Genomic DNA, 19801 nt, shown 5'->3' on the forward strand with positions numbered 1-19801 from the left:
TGCTCGCTCATGCGCCCACCCCAGCATCATCCACGCTCGTGAGCCTGCCGAGGGCAGACCGGAGCCGAAGCATGGAGGTGTAAGTGCAGTAGATTCGCTTGGGTCGGCCGGGATGCACCTCAAGGAAAGTTGTCAGCGCCCGATCCAGGTCGGTCTCGATCGCCTCCGCGGGCACCTGGTCATAGGCCAGGCGCAGGGCCATGTCATAGGCCCGGGTGCCGGAGACCATGGCTACGCCGGTATCCCTGAGCGAGGTGAAGTCCACATCCCAGAGCCAGCTCATGTCGCGCCCGTCCGCATACTCGTCGCGGATGGCGATCATGGTGTCCTGGCCGGCAGGGTCGAAGGAAGACAGGGCCAGGCGGAAGCCCATGGGGTTCTTGACCAGGACCAGCTCAACCGGCGCGCCCTGGTAGGTGATGACCTCCCCACGGCCGAAGGCGGGCGTCACCTTTGACAGGGCATCCATGAGCGCTGCATCATCAGGCTCCCTGTCCTCCAGAACGACCCTCACCAGTGCCAGGGCGGCAGCGGCGTTGTAGAGGTTGTAGACGCCCTCCAGACGCAGATCGGTCTCCAAAAGCCGACCGTCCAGGCGGAAGGCGGCCCTGTGGTCCATGACCTGTTCCAGGGTCACCTCGGCTGGCAGCCGGTGACCTGGGCGAACCGGGCGGGAAGCGCTGGCCGTAGCGGCACCATCGGCATCCTGATCCGAGGCATGCATGTCGTCATCGGTGGGGAAATAGGTCAGCAGATCGTCTGACAGCCCGAAATAGGCCACACCAGTCTGGGCCGGAGTTTGGGCGGCCAGGCTGACGATGCGCGGATCCTCACGGTTGAGGACCACCGTGCCCGTGGTGGCCTGGGCCACCTGACCCAGCAGCCGGGCAGTGGTATCGATTTCCCCAAACCGGTCCAGCTGGTCACGCATGACATTGAGCAGGAGGGCGTAGCGGGGCTTGACCTGTCGCACGAAGTGGACCGCATAGGCCTCGTCCAGCTCCAGGACGGCAATATCGGCATTCAGCCGACCGGACAGCCCCAGCGTAGAGACCAGGGCCGAGACCACGCCGCGGGTGAAGTTGGACCCGGTTGGGTTGGTGAAGACCTTGAGGCCCAGGGACTCCAGCATGGAGGCCACCATCCGGGTGGTCGTGGTCTTGCCGTTGGTCCCTGAGACCAGAACCACTCCACGGGGCAGCCCCGACAGGGTCCTGGCCAGGAAGTCCGGGTCGATCCGCTCTACCACCTTGCCGGGCAGGGCCGAACCGCCATGATGGGATAGACGCGAAACGAGGCGTACCGTCTTGCCGACCAGAAGGGCCAGGAGGGAGCGCCAGCGCCGACCAGGACGACCAGGCTGATCGGCAGGCTGCGCCTTGGAATCCGTGGAATGCATGATCTCAGACCCCTCCCTGCTGGTAGTCCTGGGGCATGTCCTTGAACTTGGACTTCTCGCCCAGGAAGGCCAGCTTGAAGGTGTCGGTGGGGCCGTTGCGGTGCTTGGCCAGGATGATATCGGCCTCCCCCGGGCGGTCCTCCTTGTCGTAGAAGTCCGGCCGGTGGACCAGAAAGACTACGTCGGCATCCTGCTCGATGGATCCCGACTCACGCAGGTCGGAGAGCATGGGCTTCTTATCGTTGCGCATCTCAGGACCACGGTTGAGCTGGCTCAGCGCCACCACCGGGACCTCCAGTTCCTTGGCCAGCAGCTTCAGGGCGCGCGAGAAGTCGGAGACCTCCTGTTGGCGGGACTCCACCCGCTTGCCCGAGGTCATCAGCTGCAGGTAGTCGATGACCACCAGCTTCAGGTCGTTGGTCTGCTTGAGCCGACGGCACTTGGCTCGGATCTCCATCAGGCTCATGTTGGGCGAATCGTCCAGGAAGAGCGGGGCATCCTGGAGTCTGCTCCAGAAGGTGTTCAGGGTGTTCCAGCGCTCAGGGGTAATGTCGTCCGCCCGGCGCAGGGCCACCAGGGGGATGTCGGTCTCGGCCGAGATGATGCGCTGGGCCAGCTCGTTCTTGCTCATCTCCAGGGAGAAGACCACTGTGGTCATGTTGTTGTGGAGGGCCGCAGCGCGGGCGAAATCGATGCCCAGGGTGGACTTGCCCATGGCGGGGCGGCCGGCCACCACAATCATCTGACCAGGCTGCAGGCCCTGGGTCACGTCGTCGATACTCTTGAAGCCTGTGGGCACACCCCGCTCCATGTCGCCGTTCTGCAGCTTGTCCAACTGGTCCAGGGTGTCATGGACGACCGGCCCGATGGCCTCGTAATCCTGACGAACCCTGCCCACGCTCATCTCGTAGACCTCGGCCTGGGCCAGGTTGACGATGTCCTCGGCCTGGGAGCCCTCGGCCGAGTAGCCCAGCTGGGCGATCTTGGTGCCGGCCGCAATCACATTGCGCAGGATGGCCCGCTGGTGGACGATTTCCGCATAGTAGGTGGCATTGGCGGCTGTAGGAACCGAGGCCACCAGGGAGTGCAGATAGTCAGTGCCCCCCACCTTCTCCAAGTCGCCGGACTTGAGCAGCTCGTTGGCCACCAGGACCGCATCCACCGGCTGGGAGGCTGAAAAGAGGGTGACGATGGCCTCGTAGATGGTCTGGTGCTTGGGCTGGTAGAAGTCGGATATGTCGATCATCTGGCTGACCTCGCCGATGGCATCCTTGCTCATGAGCATGCCGCCCAGGACGGCCATCTCGGCATCGTCGTCATGCGGGGGCACCCGGTCGAAGAGCATGTCACGGCCAGTCTGAGCATGATCGGTGGGATGCTGTTCGGGATGGGTGTAGTCGGTGTAGTCGTCGGAAGCCATAGCCACGATTCTACGAAGAAGACCGTCCTTAACAGCCCTAAGAGAAGGATTTCACCCAAGGCATTCACCAGGAGGCACCGAGCTCTCCGGTGCAGCACAGAGTCGCCCCTGCATGTGCATAGAAAAATAAGTTATCCACATTCAAGGCGTGTCCTAGAGGACATGTGCGCAACTTATCCACCTCATGGGTATAACTCTGTGCAAAACTTGGGGACAGTCTTCCACATCATCAATCCAGCTTGCACTCGGGCCTATTTGGTGATACAGCATCTACCGGCAAGGCGTCCACGGACTGACTTCCAGGGGTTGTGTCTTCAGTCCAGAGCATTAGCATGACGTCCATGCGCAGCCAGAGGAACATCACCGAAACCAAGACCGGACCAATCACGCCGGAAGAGCGGCGGGCGACCTACCGGACCATCGCTGGACTGGCCATACCCACCTTCGGCCAGCTGATCGCCTCCCCGCTCTTCGTCATGATCGACACCGCCATCGTGGGCCACATCAGCGACTCGGCCCTGGCCGGGCTCTCCATCGGATCCACCGTGGTACTGACCACCGTGGGCCTGTGCATCTTCCTGGCCTACGGAACCACCTCCCAGGTGGCCCGACTCATGGGCGCCGGCCGCCGCAGGGAGGGGATGCAGGCCGGTGTGGACGGCATGTGGCTGGCCTTCGTCATCGGCCTGGTCGTCTGTGCCGTTCTCCTGGCTTTGAGTCGGCCCATCTGCAGCCTGATGGGAGCCCGCGGGCCGGTCCTGCAGGCAGCGCAGACCTATCTGAACGCTCTGGTCTTCGGCCTCCCGGCCATGCTCCTGGTCTACGCGGCCAACGGCATCTTCCGTGGGTTGCAGAAAGTAAAAATCACCCTGGTGGCCGCCGTGTCAGGCGCCATTCTCAACACCGCTTTGGAGGTCCTTCTGGTCTTCGGCCTGCACATGGACATTCTGGGTTCGGGCGTGGCCACCCTGATCGCCGAGTGGGCCATGGGGCTCTTCCTGACCATTCCCGCCCTGGTTTGGGCCCGTCAGGAAGGCGCCCAACTGCGGCCCCGGCTCTCAGGCATGGCGGCCAGCATGGGCGACGGCTTCCCGCTCTTCCTGCGAACCCTGGCCCTGCGGGTCTGCCTCTTTATGACCGTGGTGGCTGCGGCTCACCTGGGCGAGCAGGTGTTGGCCGCCTACCAGGGGGTCAACTCGGCCTGGAACTTCGGACTGAACATGCTGGATGCCGTGGGCATCGCCGGTCAATCACTGGTAGCCAACGAGCTGGGCGCCGGACAGCGGTCGAGGGCACGGGTCATGACCGACCTGTCAGCCAAGGCCGGCATGGCCATGGGAGTGCTGGTCGGGCTGGTCATGATCGCCCTGGGCCTCTTCGCCGCTCCCCTCTTTAGCCCCACGCCGGCCATTAGGTCGCTGATCACCGTGGGCATGATCGTCCAGGGGGTCTTCATGCCCGTCGCCGGATGGATGTGGGCACTGGACGGGATCCTGATCGGGGCCGGAGACTATCGCTACCTGGCAGCCACCTGCTCCCTGACGGCTGTAATCTACGTGATCGGTCTGCTGGGCATGACGGCTCTGGCCATGAACTGGACACCCACCTGGCGGATAGCCATGCTCTGGGCCGTGCTCAATGTCCTCTTCATCGGCGTCAGGGCCATCTGCAATGGCCTGAGAACGCGCACCGATGTCTGGATGGGAACAATTGACCAGGCCAGCCAAGCCTGAAAAGACATAGAAAAAGCAGGACCCCAACTGCCGGACCATAAATCGGTCACAGCGACGGGATCCTGCCGAAACTGGTCAGTAGGTGACGGCCTCAGATGGCGTCGACGCCGGTCTCCCCGGTACGGACCCTGACCACCGAGTCCAGGGTCTGCACCCAGACCTTGCCGTCGCCCACGGTGTTGGTGGCGGCAGCCTGGACGATGGTGTCGACCAGCTCGTCAACACGGCGATCCTCGGTCAGCACCTCCAGGCGCACCTTGGGAACCAGATCCACCTTGACAGTGCTGCCCCGGTAGACCTCCTTATGGCCGCCCTGCCGACCATAGCCTTGGGCTGACGAGATAGTCATGCCGTGCACGCCGACCTCGTTTAGGGCCTGCTTAATCTGATCCAGCCGCCCGGGCTGAACGATGGCGGTAATGAGTTTCATGCTGCCTTCCTTTCTGATCAGTTCAGAATGGACCCGAAGTCGTATGCGCTCTCACCCTGATCGCTCTGATCGACGCCGATGACCTCCTGATCCTTGCTGACTCGCCAACCAATGGTCTTCTCCAGTGCAAAGGCGATCACACCGGTTACTACAGCTGCGTAGATGATCGCAATCAGCGCCACCAGGAACTGAACCAGCAGCTGCCGGAAATTGCCGCCGGCCAGGAAGCCCGTACCGGTACCAAAGAAGCCTATCAGCACAGTGCCCAAGAAGCCACCCACACCGTGGATGCCTACCACATCCAAGGAGTCGTCATAGGCGAAGCGGAACTTGAGCCCGCAGGCCAGGCAGCAAACGAAACCAGCCAAAAGACCGATGACCATGGCCCAGAGCGGGGAAACCACATCGGCCGCCGGAGTGATAGCCACCAGACCGGCGACCATGCCGGATGCGGCACCCATGGCGGTGTAGTGCCCGCTACGGATCCGTTCAGTAAAGAGCCAGCCCAGGGTGGCGCCGCTGGCGGCTATGGTCGTGGAAACCCAGGCATATCCAGCTGTGCCATTGGCGGCGAAGGCAGACCCGGCATTGAAGCCGAACCAGCCGAACCAGAGCAGGAAGGCGCCCAGCATGACCATGGGCACATTGTGGGGGCGTATGGACTCCTTGGGGAAGCCGATTCGCCTGCCGATGATGAGCACAATGACCAAGGCTGCTACTGCGGCATTGATGTGAATGACCGTACCGCCTGCGAAGTCGTGGGCCTGAGCTCCGATGGCATTGGAGATGGGTCCATCAGCAGCCAGCAGTCCGTGATTCCAGACCATGTGGGCCATGGGCGCGTAATCCAAGGTAATCCAGAGGGCCACGAAGATCATCCAGGTGCTGATTTTGACTCGCTCTGCCAGTGCTCCTGAGATCAGGGCCACGCAGATCATGGCGAAGGCGGCCTGGAAGGCAATGTCTATCGTATGTGGGTAGGCAGCGTTTGCAGAATCAAGCGAGGTGAAGACCCCATCCTTGGCCGTGACCGTATCCTTGAGCAGGAAGCCGGTGACGGGGTCGCCGAAGATACCACCAATATCCTTGCCTGCAAAGGAAATCGACCAGCCCCAGAAGGCCCAAATAACGCCCGTCACGGCAATGGCCAGCGTGGACATCATCATCATGTTGAGCACAGCCTTGGCCCGGACCATACCCCCATAGAAGAAAGCCACCGCTGGAGTCATCAGGAAAACCATGGATGCCGCTACCAGCATCCAGGCAGCATTTCCAGAATCCATGCCTACACCTCTCTTTTCCCCATCCGGGCGGGCAGTCCCCAATAAAGAGGGCTTCCCTCCGGACAGCCTACGTCAGATTCTCTTCCACTTCCCGATTCATCAAACAGGAAGAGGATGACGGTCAGGTCACCGTCGCATTACCTCCGGGTGACTATTGGATGACCACTTTATGACCAGCCGAACGGCCGGACTACTCGTCTCCCAGAATGCCGTCGACAAAGGACTCGGGATCGAAAACGGCCAGATCATCGGGTCCCTCGCCCAGCCCAACCAGCTTGACAGGCACACCCAGCTCACGCTGGACCGAAACGACGATGCCGCCCTTGGCTGAGCCGTCCAGCTTGGTCAGGACGATGCCCGTGACCCCGATGGCCTGGGCGAAGACCTGAGCCTGGATCATCCCGTTCTGCCCGGTGGTGGCATCCAGGACCAGCAGAACCTCGTCCACGGGCAGGTTCTTTTCGATCACCCGCCGGATCTTGCCCAGTTGGTCCATCAGATTAGCCTTGTTCTGTAGACGGCCGGCGGTGTCCACAATGAGGACATCTGCCTGATCATTTTTGGCCCGTTCAGCCGCTTCGAAGGCCACAGAGGCCGGGTCGGCGCCGTCGCGGTCGCTGCGAACCACGGGCACACCCACCTTGCCGCCCCAGGTCTCCAGCTGGTCAGCGGCGGCGGCGCGGAAGGTGTCGGCGGCACCCATGACCACCGACTTGCCATCGGCCACGAAGAGTCTGGCCAGCTTGCCCGCCGTGGTGGTCTTGCCCGTGCCGTTGACGCCCACCATGATGACGACCGACGGCCTGTTGGCCTGAGGTCGGGCAGCCACCAGAGTTCGATCCATATTGGGGTCGACCAGATCGATCAGGCGCTGACGAAGACCACGACGCACTGCCGCGGGGTCCTTCTGCCCGGTAATTCGGGCATCGTCACGCAACTGCTTCACCAACTGTTCGCTGGCCTCGGCGCCCACATCCGCCATGAGCAGGGTGTCTTCCACATCCTCCCAGTCGGACTCGCTCAGATGGTCCTTGGTCAGAATGGCAAAGAGGGCCTTGCCGAAGGGGTTGGGGCTCTTGGCCAGCCTGGCCTTGAGCCTGGTCATACGAGATGCAGAGGCCTCCGGATGAGCCAGCTCCTCCTGCGCCGACGATACTGCCTGCCCGGCTGAGGACGACTGACTGGACTCCTTTGAATCGACTGAGCCGGAACCCGTAGAAGCGTCCGGATTAGGAGAAGCACTCGATGCATGCGAATCCGCTGGGGAGGCATCAGGCTCTTCCGCCCTGCCGGGGCGCGTGGAATCCCCCTGGGACCGGCGTTTACGGACCGCCACCAGAATGCCGACCACGGCCAGCACCAGGACGATCAGCACCGCGATAAGAATAAGGAGTTGCTGTGTTGTCATAGGTACCAGCCTAAAGGCGAAAAGGGACACGGACGGTCACCACCAACGATCACTTTCCGCTTGGATAGCTCGTTCCCGCCTGCGAACCGCTCTTGACTGCTGGCATGACGTCGGAGGTGGTGGACTGAGGCTCCCGTCGCTGCGAACGTGAAGGCTCAGGGCTGGGTGATCGCAGGGTGGAGTTCCTGGGAGCTGGAGGCCCAGAGGCCGTAGAAGCCAACTGCGCGGCATTCTTCTGTTGTCTAGGGCTGACCGACGATGTGGAATCGCTGCTCGGTGGCGGGGGCAGATTTATTTCGCCCGTGGAATCGGAGGCCAGCATGCCTCGAACTTCCACCACGGAGGAGGAATTGACATAGACCGGATAGGGATGTTCGGAATCTTCAGCGGTTGATGCATCCTCGCCCGATCCAGGGGCGAAAGACAGATGCCCCCCTGCTACACGTGGCAACTGATTCTCTCGCTCCTGCTGACGGCGGGCGGCCCTGTGCACGCGCTCATTCAGCGACTGGGAGAAGGCACGGTCCTGGGACTCGCCAAGCGCCAGACGCATGACGAATACGATGAATGCCGCCACCACCAGCACCCATATCAGGACAATCAGCCAGACCATACACGCCATTCTCTCAGAAGAACGCCACAGACGCGCTAAGACACGAGGAATCTATCGGTCTCTTTCACACTGAAGGGTCAGCGTATGCTCAAGATCCTTCTTATATCCGAGGCGGCTGCAGGCAGCGAAGAAAGGTTCGCGCAGGAATTACCCTAAACCGAGTCCGCAACTACCATTCAAGAAACGAGAAGTCTTTTGGGATACGGTGCATAACCGCCAGCAGTATTATTTCCAGCGAAAACCGTATATGGAAACAAGCCCTAAGGTCATGCAGCCCACGGCCAGGTATAGAATCCCGAGCCAGGCATGAGGCCAGGTGCCCGATCCAATCAGCATCATCGACAAGGCCTCCCTCATGTGATATAGGGGCGTATACGGGGCGATGGTCTGCACCCAGGACGGCAGCATATTGAGCGGCATCATAGCTCCGCCGATGAAGCCCAGGGGCAGAATAATGATGTTCGCAAGGATGGATACCCCTGCGATGGAGTAAATTATCATGGCGATAATGACACCCAGGAAGAAGAACAAAAGATAGCCAAGGACCAGGGGAAGCAATCCCGACAAAAACGTCGGTTTCAGCCTCATTCCCATGACCATCCCCAAGACGACAAGCACTACAGCCTGCGCCAGAAGGACGACGATACCCACAACAGCCTGGGAGAGGATAATCACATTCCAGGATAGAGGAAAATTGCGAACCGTCTGAAGCATGCCATTCTCACGCCAGAGGGCAAGATGCGAAGCACCGGCAAAAATACCCACGTAGGCCGCACCAAACGCAATGACATTGGCGCTGATTTGACTGGCAATATCAACTCCAGGAACGTAGCTCTTAAAAGACAGGACCAGGACCAGCAACAAGGCTATAGGAAATAGAAAGGTGAAAACCAAAGTGGACCAGTCACGAATATCGTAGTGGAACATCAACTTGAATAGAGTTTTGAAGCTGTTCATTTGACGTTCTCCTTTTCGAGAAGGCGAAGGTAGACATCCTCCAGACGCCCATCCTTGACTTGCGCCTGGCTTGTATTGATCCCTGAATCAACCAATTTCGCGAAAGTAACTCCGGTATCCCTGGTGCGAACTGTTAGACCGTCGGGTGTGGCTTTTACATAGTCAGCTCCCACGAGACGGGCTACATGATCGGCCTGATCCAAGGCATTCGGAAGAAGAATGGTCGATTCCATCTCTGCTTGCGCAATAAGCTTGCTAGGACTGGCCGTCACGAGAATATGCTTATCCGCCAAGATCGAGACCACGTTGCACAACCGCTCCGCCTCGTCCAGATGGTGCGTTGTATAAAGAACCGTGGCGGCCAATTGCTGACTGGATTTGAGCAGGCTCACAAGGTCATGGCGCGACTCAGGATCGAGGGCAGCAGTGGGTTCGTCCAAAAAGAGTAGCCGAGGATGGTGGACGACAGCCGTGGCGATGGCCAGTCTCTGTTGTTCGCCGCCGGACAATGATTCAACCTTGTTGGATGCCACATGATCCAGTTTCAATGCATCAATAAGATCGTCCACACGCGACCGGGGCACCTGGTAGATATCGGCCACTGCAGTAAGGTGCTCAAGGAGCGTCGTTTTGGGGAAGAAGGACGACTTTTGAGGCTGGATGCCTATTTGGCGCAGCAGGGCCAAGTTGCGTGGATAGGGCGTCTTGCCCAGAACGGAGACCGTTCCCTCAACCGGTTTTTGCAGTCCTTCCAGGACGGTGAACAAGGTTGTCTTTCCAGCGCCATTTGGCCCGATGACCCCATGGAAAGACCCTTCTTCAACCTCCAATGAAAGATGAGAGAGAATCGTTTTGTTCTTTATTCGAACAGTAAGGTTCGATACGCTTACTTCGATATTGCCCATTCCAGAGCCTTTCAGCGTCAATACTGATGTGGTAAAGCGCGGGTTGTGTCGTCTATTGTTGCTTGCCTATTCATGACTATTTCAATTTGCTGAGTCTGGGCAGGCAGAGGAAAAAAATCAGTTCAAATTCCGGCCCAGCATATTCTGGTGATTTTTGGCTCCGATGGTCTTTGCCATGAGACCATCTGCTTCAACTACGATAGTTTATTAATCCATATTCTTTCCTCACCCATGAGCCCAGAATTTCAGGCATTTTCTAATAAAATACAAGCTGGATCAGACATAAAACCGCCACCGTCCCACAAATTATGGCGTCCAAGAGCACGTACTGACAAACGCCGATTCCACTACTGGTTTACCTGCAGCTGGAACAGCATATTCCCATTTATCAAGCGAGCCGCCAAGGGGCGGCCGGGTACATCTACTTTGTTCCAATCGGCACTTTGGTAAGAGAAGTCATACCAGTATCAGCAAAAGCGGATATTGAGAAAAGTGCGATGCTTGTTCCCCAGGCTCATGCTCACCAGTGGGGAGGTTGACCGCCGACAACAGTAGACCGCGCGAACGAACAGCGACGGCGATGATGCGAAACTCTGCAAGTTATCGACGGAACCCACTATTTCGCCCTTTTCGTGTATTGGCTATCTCGAATGATGCTGGCCTTCACTGTTTCGCCGCCAGTGTCTTACCATCATGAAGACAATCATCATTAGCCAAGCTGCTGGGTACGTGCATGAACCCCAGAACCGTGAACCGGTGACAAACGATGTAACATGAGCGAGAATGAATGCCAGGGCAAAAAAGCTGACAGCAATGACTTGCGGCTTATCGGATGGTTTCTGTGTCGAAGCTGTTTGTCCCATGGCGGTTCCTTTGCCGTCGTACATAATGCACGGAATGTGCATAAAAACAAAATATACACTAACCGGCATTCGCTCAAAATAAGCTTAAAATAAGTTCGCGTTCTGGATGCGCATATACGTCATAGCCGGAGAAAATCATTGCAGAGACCCTAGCCAGGAAGCAATTACATGAAAGCTGCTTTTGCATCCAAGATTGCGTTTACCGATCTGTTCGTTTCGTAGACAAATCAATCCAATACCGTTCTACTGACTGACCAGATCTGCTGGGGAGCACATTCTCCAGTCGCCCGCCACGCGAGAGGATGGTCCGGCGACTGGCCAGATTCGATGGGGAACAGGTAATCAGGACCCTGCTCATGCCCAGAGCAGCCGCCCGCCGAAGACATTCATCCAGCATCAGCCCGGCATAGCCCCGCCGGCGACAATCCGGACGAACTGAATAGCCGATGTTGCCGCCCATGCGCAAAAGCGCCTGCGTAAGCTGCAACCTCAGCTGAATCATCCCCACCAGTTTGCCGCTGGGCACAAGGGCGGCGAACTGCAGGGCGGGCACAAATCCCGGCGGCAGATCATCGCCACGCGCCTGACGAGCCACCTCGGGCAGACCCGACCGACGAACCTCATCCAGGCTGTGGCAGTCCTCCAGGGGGCCGAGACCAGCCGCTTCATCCTGAAGCTGAGAACGGCAGGCCTGCAGATATTCCCAGATCATTTCGGCATCCACCGCCCCCGGCCGGTCCAACCTCACCAGACGGATTCCCATGGTCCACCTCCTCTGTCGAGTGTTTGGCCACCACTTTGTGTTTCAGCTTACCTGAGCAGCATTCAACGGAACTGGCTTTCCAAAGCGAACAATCGCCGTTGGCACATCGTGCCCATAACCGAATAGCTGGAACTCAATACAGCAAGAATCACAATGTGTAATGATTGTTCGACAAAGGTTCAATAAAAGTTCGTCCAAACTGGAATTCTGGGCTTTAGTCCTTAGCTTCAGCTTTATTAGATCAACGAAAACGTCACTTTGGAATCTTTTGTTCTTTCTGCTTTTCTCCTCGCGATGCCCGGAACAACTGGTCATGGAACGTCAGTCAGACATTCCGGCCTGAAACCATGTGATGACAATTTGCGTACGATCTCGCAGACCGGTCTTGTCGAGTATGCGACTTACGTAACGCCGGACGGAGGTAATTTCGAGAGTGAGGCGCTGGCCTATTTCCCGGTTGGAGAGCCCTTGAGCGATGAGCCCGGCTATCTCGTACTCCCTGGGGGTCAACTTATCCAGCTGCTGCCTGGCCTGCGGATCACTGACCTCATGCCGGGCATAGGCTCTGTCGCGGTTGATGAGCTCTGCTGTAATACGGGGGGTGAGCACTGCGTCTCCATCGGCCACCGCGTGAATGGCTCGGTGCAGGTCTCTGGTAGACACATCCTTGAGCAGAAAGCCGTAGGCGCCTGCGTGCAGACCGGTGAAGGCGTAATCATCTTCATCATAGGTGGTCAGGATCAACGTGCGAATGTCGGGAAACTCCTTGGAAATGACCGCAGTGGCACTGATGCCGTCCATCACCGGCATGCGAACGTCCATCAGGATCACCCGAGGCAGCGGCTGTGTGGCTGCTTTCAACTCTTGCAGCATGGTCACAGCCTCCTGACCGTTGGAGGCTTGTCTGACAACCTGGAGATCATGGTCAGCCTCGATCATGCGGACCAGCCCCTTGCGGAGGAGCGGAAGGTCGTCGACCAGCATCAGGTCAATCATGGGCATTGCCCTCTTTCTCGCCGGCGCCAGGCAGGATAGCTTCTACAGTCCATCCCCCGTTCTTGCCTGGTCCGCAACTCAGACTTCCTCCCATCAGTCGGCATTGCTCGCCAATCTGCTTGAGACCCACTCCTTGGTGGTCGTGAATGGCCGGTTCCCGATCGCCCAAGGTTCGCCCATGCTCATCCCCATGCCCATCGTCATGGATGCTGATGCGGAGGGTGCCGTCCTGCTCATAGTCGCGGGAGATGACGATGGCGCTCGGATCTGAGGCGTGCCGGAGCGTGTTGGTGATGGCCTCTCTGCTGATGATGAAGCAGAGGTTGTCCTGTCTGGGATCGTGCCGCTGACGCCCTGTTTCGGTAGATACGACAGCCAGACCAGCCACGCGGGCATGGGCGATTACAGTGTCGAGCTCGTCGAGCGTGTGCAGCCTGGAACCGAACCTGCGCCCATCATCATCGGACTCTTCAGGTAGCGCCTCATGCTCTTGGACAAGGGTACGGACGGCTTGTCGGGTGTCGGCCAATCCATCCCTGGACACCTGATTGATCTCCTTAAGCACTTCTTGCAGCTCTTCGACCTCAACCGAATCAGCAAATCCCTGGGACAGGGCAATGATCGTGGTGAGGTCGTGGCCCACGCTGTCGTGCAACTCCCCCGCTACTTGGGCGCGCGATATAGCCTGATCCCTTTGCCTGGCAAGCATCTCAGAGCGGATGCGCTCCTGCTCTTCACGCTGCTGCGTCTCACGTCGAATCCGGTAGGACCTGACAGCTACGGCAATGGCCGCGACCGCCATGACGACAGCCATCCTGGCCGACCATTCCAGAAAGAGCATGTGCCCAGCATGCATGCTGACGGTGACCAGACTGACGGCCGCGACTACCTCACACACGCCTGCCGCAATCCTGGGTGCTGACGATAAACAGATGCAGAAATAGAGAGCCCCTACAAGTGGTATCAGGAAGCTATCGTCCGAGGTGGCAAATGACAGGCCAACGTATACCAGGGTCTCCATGGTCGTGATGAGCAGGGGAAATTGTCTGCTCCAGTACAGCAGGCAGGAGCACAGGAGTCCGATCAGGCCAATGACCGTCTTCCAAACGGGCAAAGGAATGTTCCCGGCCCAGACTGGAGGAAACGTGGGGGCGCTGACATAGAGAAGCGTGTAAACCAGGCTCAGCAGAGGCATGACGAACCTGGTCAAGCGTTGATTGCTCAATAGCTCGAATAGGTTGGTTGCCATACCCTTCATCGCGCCCCCTCACGCTGTCATGCTGAGGATCCCCGGGTTCATTCGCCAGTGTACTGTGCTATCACACCGGCAGGGGAACGACCTGCTGATTTGCGCACCGTGACCCAGGAAGCCAGTGATGCCGCCGAAGTCAGAAGCAGGTAGACCAGCGCCCAGTGAGCCCAAGGTATGCCGATGCTGGCTGCGCCAAAGACCTTGCGGAATCCGACAGCATAAGCCATGACCGAGAGGATGCTAGAGGTAAAGGATATGAGTACGGCGGTAGTTGCCATGATGAACCCTTCCAAAGCGGACATGATTTCAAGTTGGTTCGGGTCCGCGCCAGCAATCGAGATGAGGGACAGATCCAGGCTTCGACCGTGGGCTGAAATCAGGTATCCGGCGCACACTCCAGCCAACGTGACGACCAACGCGGGGCCCAGGAGCGTAATGAGCATGGAGAAATCAGAGCTGCTGACATCCAGGTTGGGAGGCAGCAGGCGACTGGAATCGGCGCTGGTCTGGTAGAAGGAATCAGTCATCATCAGCAATGAAATCCCCACAATCAGAGGTATGACTGTGGAGCTGAGGCTGCGCATGCGGGCGCTGGCTTGCCGGCAAGCGACCAGCCATGAGGGCTGGCGAAGAGCGACGAACCTGGTCCAACAGCTGGTGACCGTGCCCAGCAGGGAGGGACCCGCCGAGCAGATTGCGGCCAGCAGGAGCATGAAGCCGAAAGTGCTGCCCATGGCGATAAGCAGGATGGGTGCCGCGGTGCGCAAACGGACCAGTTGCTCACCAGGAATGGTCCGCGCTTGCATAATCGGCATCAGCATGATTGCCAAGGCTGCCAGCAAACACAAGGCAGCGGCGATACGACGAGCTAAACCTGCTGTTTTTGGAGGGATGATTGCCGCACGCAGAGATTCCACGGGACTGATCCTGCTGATGGTCCGGATGGTCAGCAGCGTGCCGATCAAGGCCATCAATACTCCGCATGAGGTTCCTGCTACCCAAGAAGCCAGCTGGTGGCTGGCGATAAAAGGCTGCCTGCCGATCAAAAACTGTGAGGTCTCCCAAGCATAGAGGGGATGGGCCAGCAGAAAAGAGGCCGCCAGCGAGACCACACTGGCCGCGAGCGCCAAAATGAATACGCGCATACAAGTCAGCGAGGTCAGCTGCCAGGGCGTGGCACCTTGCATGGCCAGGAGGGCGAGGTTGCGTCTGCGCTGGTTGATCACCGACGAAACGACTTGCACAACGATCAACACCGCAGCAACGAGAAGAGCCACGAAGGGGATCATCAAATTTTGGTAGGTAGTGCGGCCGTGCTCGGCCAGGCCAGGCAGATCGCCCAGGGCCTTGGCCGAAGAGAGCATCATGGCGAGCAGGCCGACCATGGTTTGCGAGGCGATCAACACGAGGATGACGCCAGACCAAGCCAAGGGGGCATCCTTGAAATCTCGCAGAAGAAGTCGCATCAGACGCCCGCTTTCGGCATGGGAACCTTATCGGCTGTGGCTATGCGACCGTCGCACAGATGCACCAGAGTATTGCAACGGGAGGCAACTTCCGGACTGTGGGTGACCATGATCACTGCGTGGCCCGGCCGATTAGCGAAGGCGGCAAGCTCATTGACGACCGCATTGCCGGTCTCCTGGTCAAGGGCGCCAGTAGGCTCATCGGCGAAGATGATATCGGGATCCGAAATCAACGCGCGAGCCAGAGCCACACGCTGCTGCTCGCCCCCTGACAGGAGGGTCACATTGGCCTCGAGCAGTCCCCTGATGCCCAATCTGTCCAGCAGCTTGGCCGCCTGATCCTCCGGCCAGCGGGTCTTGCGCAGAATAAAAGGCAGCTTGAGGTTGTCCTCTACACTCATCGAAGGCACCAAATTATAGGACTGGAAAACGAAGCCCAGGTGCGCACGGCGGAACCGTGCCGATGCCGCAAGCCCCATGGCAGAGATGCGCCGACCCAGAACTTCCACCTGGCCCGAGCTGACGGGTTCGAGACCAGCCAGGCAGTAGAGCAGGGTTGATTTGCCGCTACCCGATGGCCCTACAATCCCGGTCATTGCTCTCCAGGAGGCGGTGAACTCCACATTGTCCAGGAGAGTGATGGTCTCCCCCTTCCTGGGCGAAACCTGCTTGCATAGACCAGATGCATGGATGGCGAAGGGCTCGCCCTGGCCAGAAGGATTGACAGTATGTTTCATGGCAGTATCCAGTGCCTGCAAACGGGTGAACGCCAGTATGAGTCTGTAATGCTCTGTACGTGCGGCAATGCATATTGAGCCGGATGTTTCATCGGAGCTCCCTCCCTCAGCGCACTTGCGAGGACAAGAGGTCGCCTCGCAGAGATGATTCTTTCAATCCGAGTACGGGGAATCAACGTCGGCCGCCACTTCGCCATCTGCAGATGGCAAAACATGGTCCGACTCACTGCGCAACAGGTAGGAAGCCACTCTACGCTTTGGCAGAAGCTTTTGGCAGACAGGTTGGTTTACTGCCCGGCACGGCTCCCATCGGCAGGTTCAGAGTTTGCCCCCACCCCTCCCCCACGCATCCCAACAACCTTCTTAAGTGGGCGGAAAGGTAGCGTTTCAAGTCGATATTCTTCGTTGATCTGTACGGGTTCTCGGTCTTGCTTCGCCCGAGAACCGGCTTGCCGCGAACTGGAAAAATCGAGAACAAACATGTAGTGTTGAGCTGTTGCCCCTCTGGCTCAATGGTTAGAGCAGCGTCCTTTTAAGTCGTGGGTTGTGGGTTCGAGTCCCACGGGGGGCACTTTGGATTACCAATTATTTAATACCAGCCACTATGCTCCGCACAGATCATCTGCCTGCGCAACAGTGGACCAGGTCCTGATACAGCTTTGATTCATTTGCCAAATCTCAGTATCTACCGCGCCTACCCAACACCTGATCGTGGGAACCTACTCGCAGCATATAGGCAGCATCGCCCTCCCTATGCCACACCAACAGCAGGTCTCCGGCAATGCCCACATGGCACTCATACACAGCCGCATAACCTTGCAGCATATGCATCCGATGATGCGCCTTCAATGTCTGGAGCGACGCTTCAGAATTCTCCGCTATCAGATTTAGCACCTCCTCGACCGGCTCTAACGGGGCGTGCCTGCGAGCCATGCGCTTCAGGTCTCTCGTGAAGCGCCAGTGGGAACCAGCGCAAGCCTCATCGGTCCGCGCCAGCAGCTGCCAGCACGCCATCCACCAGGTCCTTTCCTGTGGCGTACCCCTTAGTCTTCCCCCTCATGGCCAGACGGCACGATTCCTCCAAGGCCTCCTCGGTTTCGGCAGGTAGATCCAAGCTGAAGTCCAAGGGGACCCGCTGCTCCCGAATGATCTGCTTGTAAAAGGCTCTGGTGACCGTAGTCATATCCAGACCAAGCTCCTTCACGATACGATCCACCTGTTGCTTGTCTGCATCGGATATACGCACCGTAACCTGAGACATCTTCTCCATCGGAGCCCACCTTCCTTGTTGTCTGTAATTTTGCATTAAAGTGCAAAATTACAGCTGATTTCTTACTTTAATGCAAAATTGCAGTGCATGGTAAGGCATCAATGCGCATAGCTGACAGCAACAACACATGTTTATTGCTTCATGATGCGAGAGGATGAATTCATGCGCACTGCCTTAACCTGAGTGATGTCTTTGCCGAGCTCGGCCCATACGAATAATGCTCACAGCTTTCAGCCAGGTTCAAAACATGTACAAGGCCTTTTTCCTATCTGGACATGACTAGACACGATTCTACTGCTACAAACACAAGTGAAAAAAGCCGGCCGCCATTCAAATCCCATAACCATATTGTTCATGGTTATCAGCACATACTGGCATGCAGAAAAGCGGATTAGATTGAAGGAATGCGCCAGGCTAGCACCACTAGAGATTACATGTTCAGCCATCCCTTTACTCATTGGCCTTTAGCAAAATCTCTTTCATCTACTTATGATACCGGGCGTGCAGCTCTTCCTGGATCTTTGAAAATCAGTTTAAGCATACGATTGGCTCCGTGCATGGATTTCCTCCATTTATTATTGCCGATAGCACCTTACACAGTCTCAGGCATCCTAAAATCGGTGAAGGTCCGCTTTAGGAAGCATTATCTAGAAAACCGTTGTGTGCATGCAGCTGATCCTGATTAAACAAGTCCCATATCGCGCCGAGTATGTCCAAGATTATTATGTCTATATGAATGCCATGGCGGCTATGTTGACAAAGGAGTGAAGTCATGTCGGTTCCCGATCAATTGGTTATCCTTGGCAATGGTTTCGATCTTCAGTGCGGGTTAGCTTCATCCTTTGGGGACTTTGAGAAACCTCGAAAAGGTCTGATTGAAGATCTCATAGAGAAACATTCCACGAATCAGAGTGAGGCAGACACATCAGGGGAACTTGTCACATACCCCGATGACTGTCAAGAGCGGCAAGAAGTATCCTTAGCTGCGGATATATGGGCTGCTGGAATAACCGTCTGGGATCTGATTCTCATTGCAGATGAACAAATACGAACCTGGTATGACGTAGAAGCCTGTATCAGAGACTGGCTTCTGAAGCATCCGGGAAGAGGAGAACAACTTCGCAACCAGAACAATTTGTATGCTGTCAAGCATCAATATTCACGGTATCAGCAAGCATTAATACCCGGCCTGCATGATAACCCATACGAAATGGCAGTCATTGACCACTATTGGGATGATGGCTACTTCAGCCAGATGCCTGTGAACGAACAGGTCTCCAAATTGCTGCTCAGGTGGTATGCGTGCAATGCCGATGACAACTCGATCATGAAAGTCATGATGCAGGAGCTCCATCGCTTGGAGGCAGCCTTCTCGAGTTATATGAAAAATGAAGCAGACGGCAATGAATACTATCGTAGCCATGCATGCCTTTTGCTACAGAAACTCATGAACGATCAACTAAGCGATTATGATGTCAGCTACTTAGCAACCCCCTACAGAATGGATTCATTCGCTTTACCCTGGAGTCCTCCAGAAGATGCGCGAGTAATGGATTTCAATTACACAGATCCCACCTACGGCATCAAACCCGCACTTACCCTCATCAACATCCATGGGAACATACATGGCGGGGAAATTATTTTCGGCATTGACAGCAACAGCGTCGACACCGATGATTCCAATTACTCAGGTCTTGTTAAGTTCACTAAGACCTATAGGCTCATGGCACTGGACAGGGACCTTGAGACCAACCTAGTCTACCCCCATGTAAGCGGGCAACCAGGTAGCGAAACCAGCATGATTAAGTTCTTCGGCCATTCCTTGGGTGACCCTGATTACTCGTACTTCCAAGCCATCTTCGATGAAGTGAACCTGTACGGAAGCGATACCCGACTGGTCTTCTACTACAACCAGAAGCGCCTGAACGAAAATGAGGATGACGAGAAGGGCAAGAACACGACAAGTGAAAGCGCACAGGAAAAGATGTTCGAGAAGGTCAACCGCCTCATCACCACATATGGACAGACCCTGGACAACAAGGACCACGGCCGTAACCTCATGCACAAGCTTCTCCTGGAAAACAGGCTGCAGGTCGTCCAAGCCCCCGTCTGACAGAGATGCCGCTTTCTGAAGTAATACCACGTGACAGTCAGGATGCAACCCCAGCCTGACTATGTACTCTTCATGACCCAGCACCATGCATATTATGACCCAGTCGACACTGAACTTAGCTACACTCACTTCTTAGCAATAGCAGCCTTGGAACCATACAGCTGATTGATCATAGCCGCACTGCTTCAAAGGA

Annotated in this window: 17 protein-coding genes and 1 tRNA gene; 3 read left to right on the forward strand and 15 right to left on the reverse strand. The window is 57.2% G+C overall.

The window, feature by feature from the left end:
* Positions 1-7: 7 nt before the first annotated feature.
* Both LPC22_RS03385 and dnaB read right to left on the reverse strand, forming a co-directional pair.
* Positions 8-1402, reverse strand: a complete 1395-nt coding sequence (locus LPC22_RS03385; RefSeq protein WP_373312884.1) for a MurT ligase domain-containing protein — start codon at positions 1400-1402, stop codon at positions 8-10.
* Position 1403: 1 nt separating this feature from the next.
* Positions 1404-2744: a replicative DNA helicase gene (gene dnaB, locus LPC22_RS03390; RefSeq protein WP_121915062.1), complete on the reverse strand. Its 1341-nt coding sequence runs from the start codon at positions 2742-2744 to the stop codon at positions 1404-1406.
* A gap of 416 nt (positions 2745-3160) precedes the next feature.
* On the opposite strand from dnaB, the gene LPC22_RS03395 reads away from it, so the two are divergent.
* Positions 3161-4552 (forward strand): MATE family efflux transporter, encoded by a 1392-nt coding sequence (locus LPC22_RS03395; RefSeq protein ID WP_229132109.1) that lies wholly within the window; start codon positions 3161-3163, stop codon positions 4550-4552.
* A 91-nt stretch (positions 4553-4643) separates the two neighbouring features.
* Here LPC22_RS03395 and LPC22_RS03400 read toward each other — a convergent pair whose 3' ends face one another.
* The 11 genes from LPC22_RS03400 to LPC22_RS03450 all read right to left on the reverse strand — a co-directional run bounded on the left by LPC22_RS03400 (position 4644) and on the right by LPC22_RS03450 (position 16225).
* Entirely contained in the window at positions 4644-4982 is a 339-nt protein-coding gene (locus LPC22_RS03400) for a P-II family nitrogen regulator (protein WP_121914953.1), read from the reverse strand.
* Positions 4983-4999: 17 nt separating this feature from the next.
* The gene (locus LPC22_RS03405) at positions 5000-6265 is read right to left on the reverse strand and encodes an ammonium transporter (RefSeq protein ID WP_229132111.1); all 1266 of its coding nucleotides are present in this window, start codon (positions 6263-6265) and stop codon (positions 5000-5002) included.
* A gap of 190 nt (positions 6266-6455) precedes the next feature.
* The gene (gene ftsY / locus LPC22_RS03410) at positions 6456-7673 is read right to left on the reverse strand and encodes a signal recognition particle-docking protein FtsY (protein ID WP_229132114.1); all 1218 of its coding nucleotides are present in this window, start codon (positions 7671-7673) and stop codon (positions 6456-6458) included.
* 49 nt (positions 7674-7722) lie between these two features.
* Entirely contained in the window at positions 7723-8286 is a 564-nt protein-coding gene (locus LPC22_RS03415) for a hypothetical protein (protein WP_229132116.1), read from the reverse strand.
* A 225-nt stretch (positions 8287-8511) separates the two neighbouring features.
* Entirely contained in the window at positions 8512-9243 is a 732-nt protein-coding gene (locus tag LPC22_RS03420; RefSeq protein ID WP_229132118.1) for an ABC transporter permease, read from the reverse strand.
* Positions 9240-10148: an ABC transporter ATP-binding protein gene (locus tag LPC22_RS03425; RefSeq protein ID WP_229132120.1), complete on the reverse strand. Its 909-nt coding sequence runs from the start codon at positions 10146-10148 to the stop codon at positions 9240-9242. The genes LPC22_RS03420 and LPC22_RS03425 overlap by 4 nt, the downstream gene beginning before the upstream one ends.
* 1062 nt (positions 10149-11210) lie before the next feature.
* Positions 11211-11774, reverse strand: coding sequence for a GNAT family N-acetyltransferase (locus LPC22_RS03430; protein WP_229132122.1), 564 nt, complete (start codon positions 11772-11774; stop codon positions 11211-11213).
* A 321-nt stretch (positions 11775-12095) separates the two neighbouring features.
* Positions 12096-12776 carry a response regulator gene (locus LPC22_RS03435; protein ID WP_308443376.1) on the reverse strand — a complete coding sequence of 227 codons (681 nt, stop codon included), beginning with the start codon at positions 12774-12776 and terminating at the stop codon, positions 12096-12098.
* Positions 12763-14028, reverse strand: a complete 1266-nt coding sequence (locus LPC22_RS03440) for a sensor histidine kinase (RefSeq protein WP_229132133.1) — start codon at positions 14026-14028, stop codon at positions 12763-12765. The genes LPC22_RS03435 and LPC22_RS03440 overlap by 14 nt, the downstream gene beginning before the upstream one ends.
* A gap of 38 nt (positions 14029-14066) precedes the next feature.
* The gene (locus LPC22_RS03445; protein ID WP_229132135.1) at positions 14067-15452 is read right to left on the reverse strand and encodes an FtsX-like permease family protein; all 1386 of its coding nucleotides are present in this window, start codon (positions 15450-15452) and stop codon (positions 14067-14069) included.
* Positions 15453-15487: 35 nt separating this feature from the next.
* A complete protein-coding gene (locus LPC22_RS03450; RefSeq protein WP_229132136.1) occupies positions 15488-16225 on the reverse strand; it encodes an ABC transporter ATP-binding protein in 738 nt (245 codons plus the stop codon).
* A 498-nt stretch (positions 16226-16723) separates the two neighbouring features.
* Between LPC22_RS03450 and LPC22_RS03455 the strand changes: the two genes are divergently transcribed.
* A tRNA-Lys gene (locus LPC22_RS03455) sits at positions 16724-16796 on the forward strand.
* Between the two features lie 107 nt (positions 16797-16903).
* On the opposite strand, the gene LPC22_RS08455 is transcribed toward LPC22_RS03455, so the two are convergent.
* On the reverse strand, positions 16904-17239 hold the full coding sequence (locus tag LPC22_RS08455) for a type II toxin-antitoxin system RelE/ParE family toxin (RefSeq protein ID WP_373312869.1): 336 nt from the start codon (positions 17237-17239) through the stop codon (positions 16904-16906).
* Positions 17205-17495, reverse strand: a complete 291-nt coding sequence (locus LPC22_RS03460; RefSeq protein ID WP_229132137.1) for a type II toxin-antitoxin system RelB/DinJ family antitoxin — start codon at positions 17493-17495, stop codon at positions 17205-17207. The genes LPC22_RS08455 and LPC22_RS03460 overlap by 35 nt, the downstream gene beginning before the upstream one ends.
* Before the next feature lie 772 nt (positions 17496-18267).
* Here LPC22_RS03460 and LPC22_RS03465 point away from each other — a divergent pair.
* Positions 18268-19608, forward strand: a complete 1341-nt coding sequence (locus tag LPC22_RS03465; RefSeq protein ID WP_229132138.1) for an AbiH family protein — start codon at positions 18268-18270, stop codon at positions 19606-19608.
* The last annotated feature ends 193 nt before the right edge of the window (positions 19609-19801 follow it).

The sequence above is a fragment of the Bifidobacterium mizhiense genome (genome assembly GCF_020884755.1).
Classification (GTDB): Bacteria; Actinomycetota; Actinomycetes; order Actinomycetales; family Bifidobacteriaceae; genus Bombiscardovia; species Bombiscardovia mizhiensis.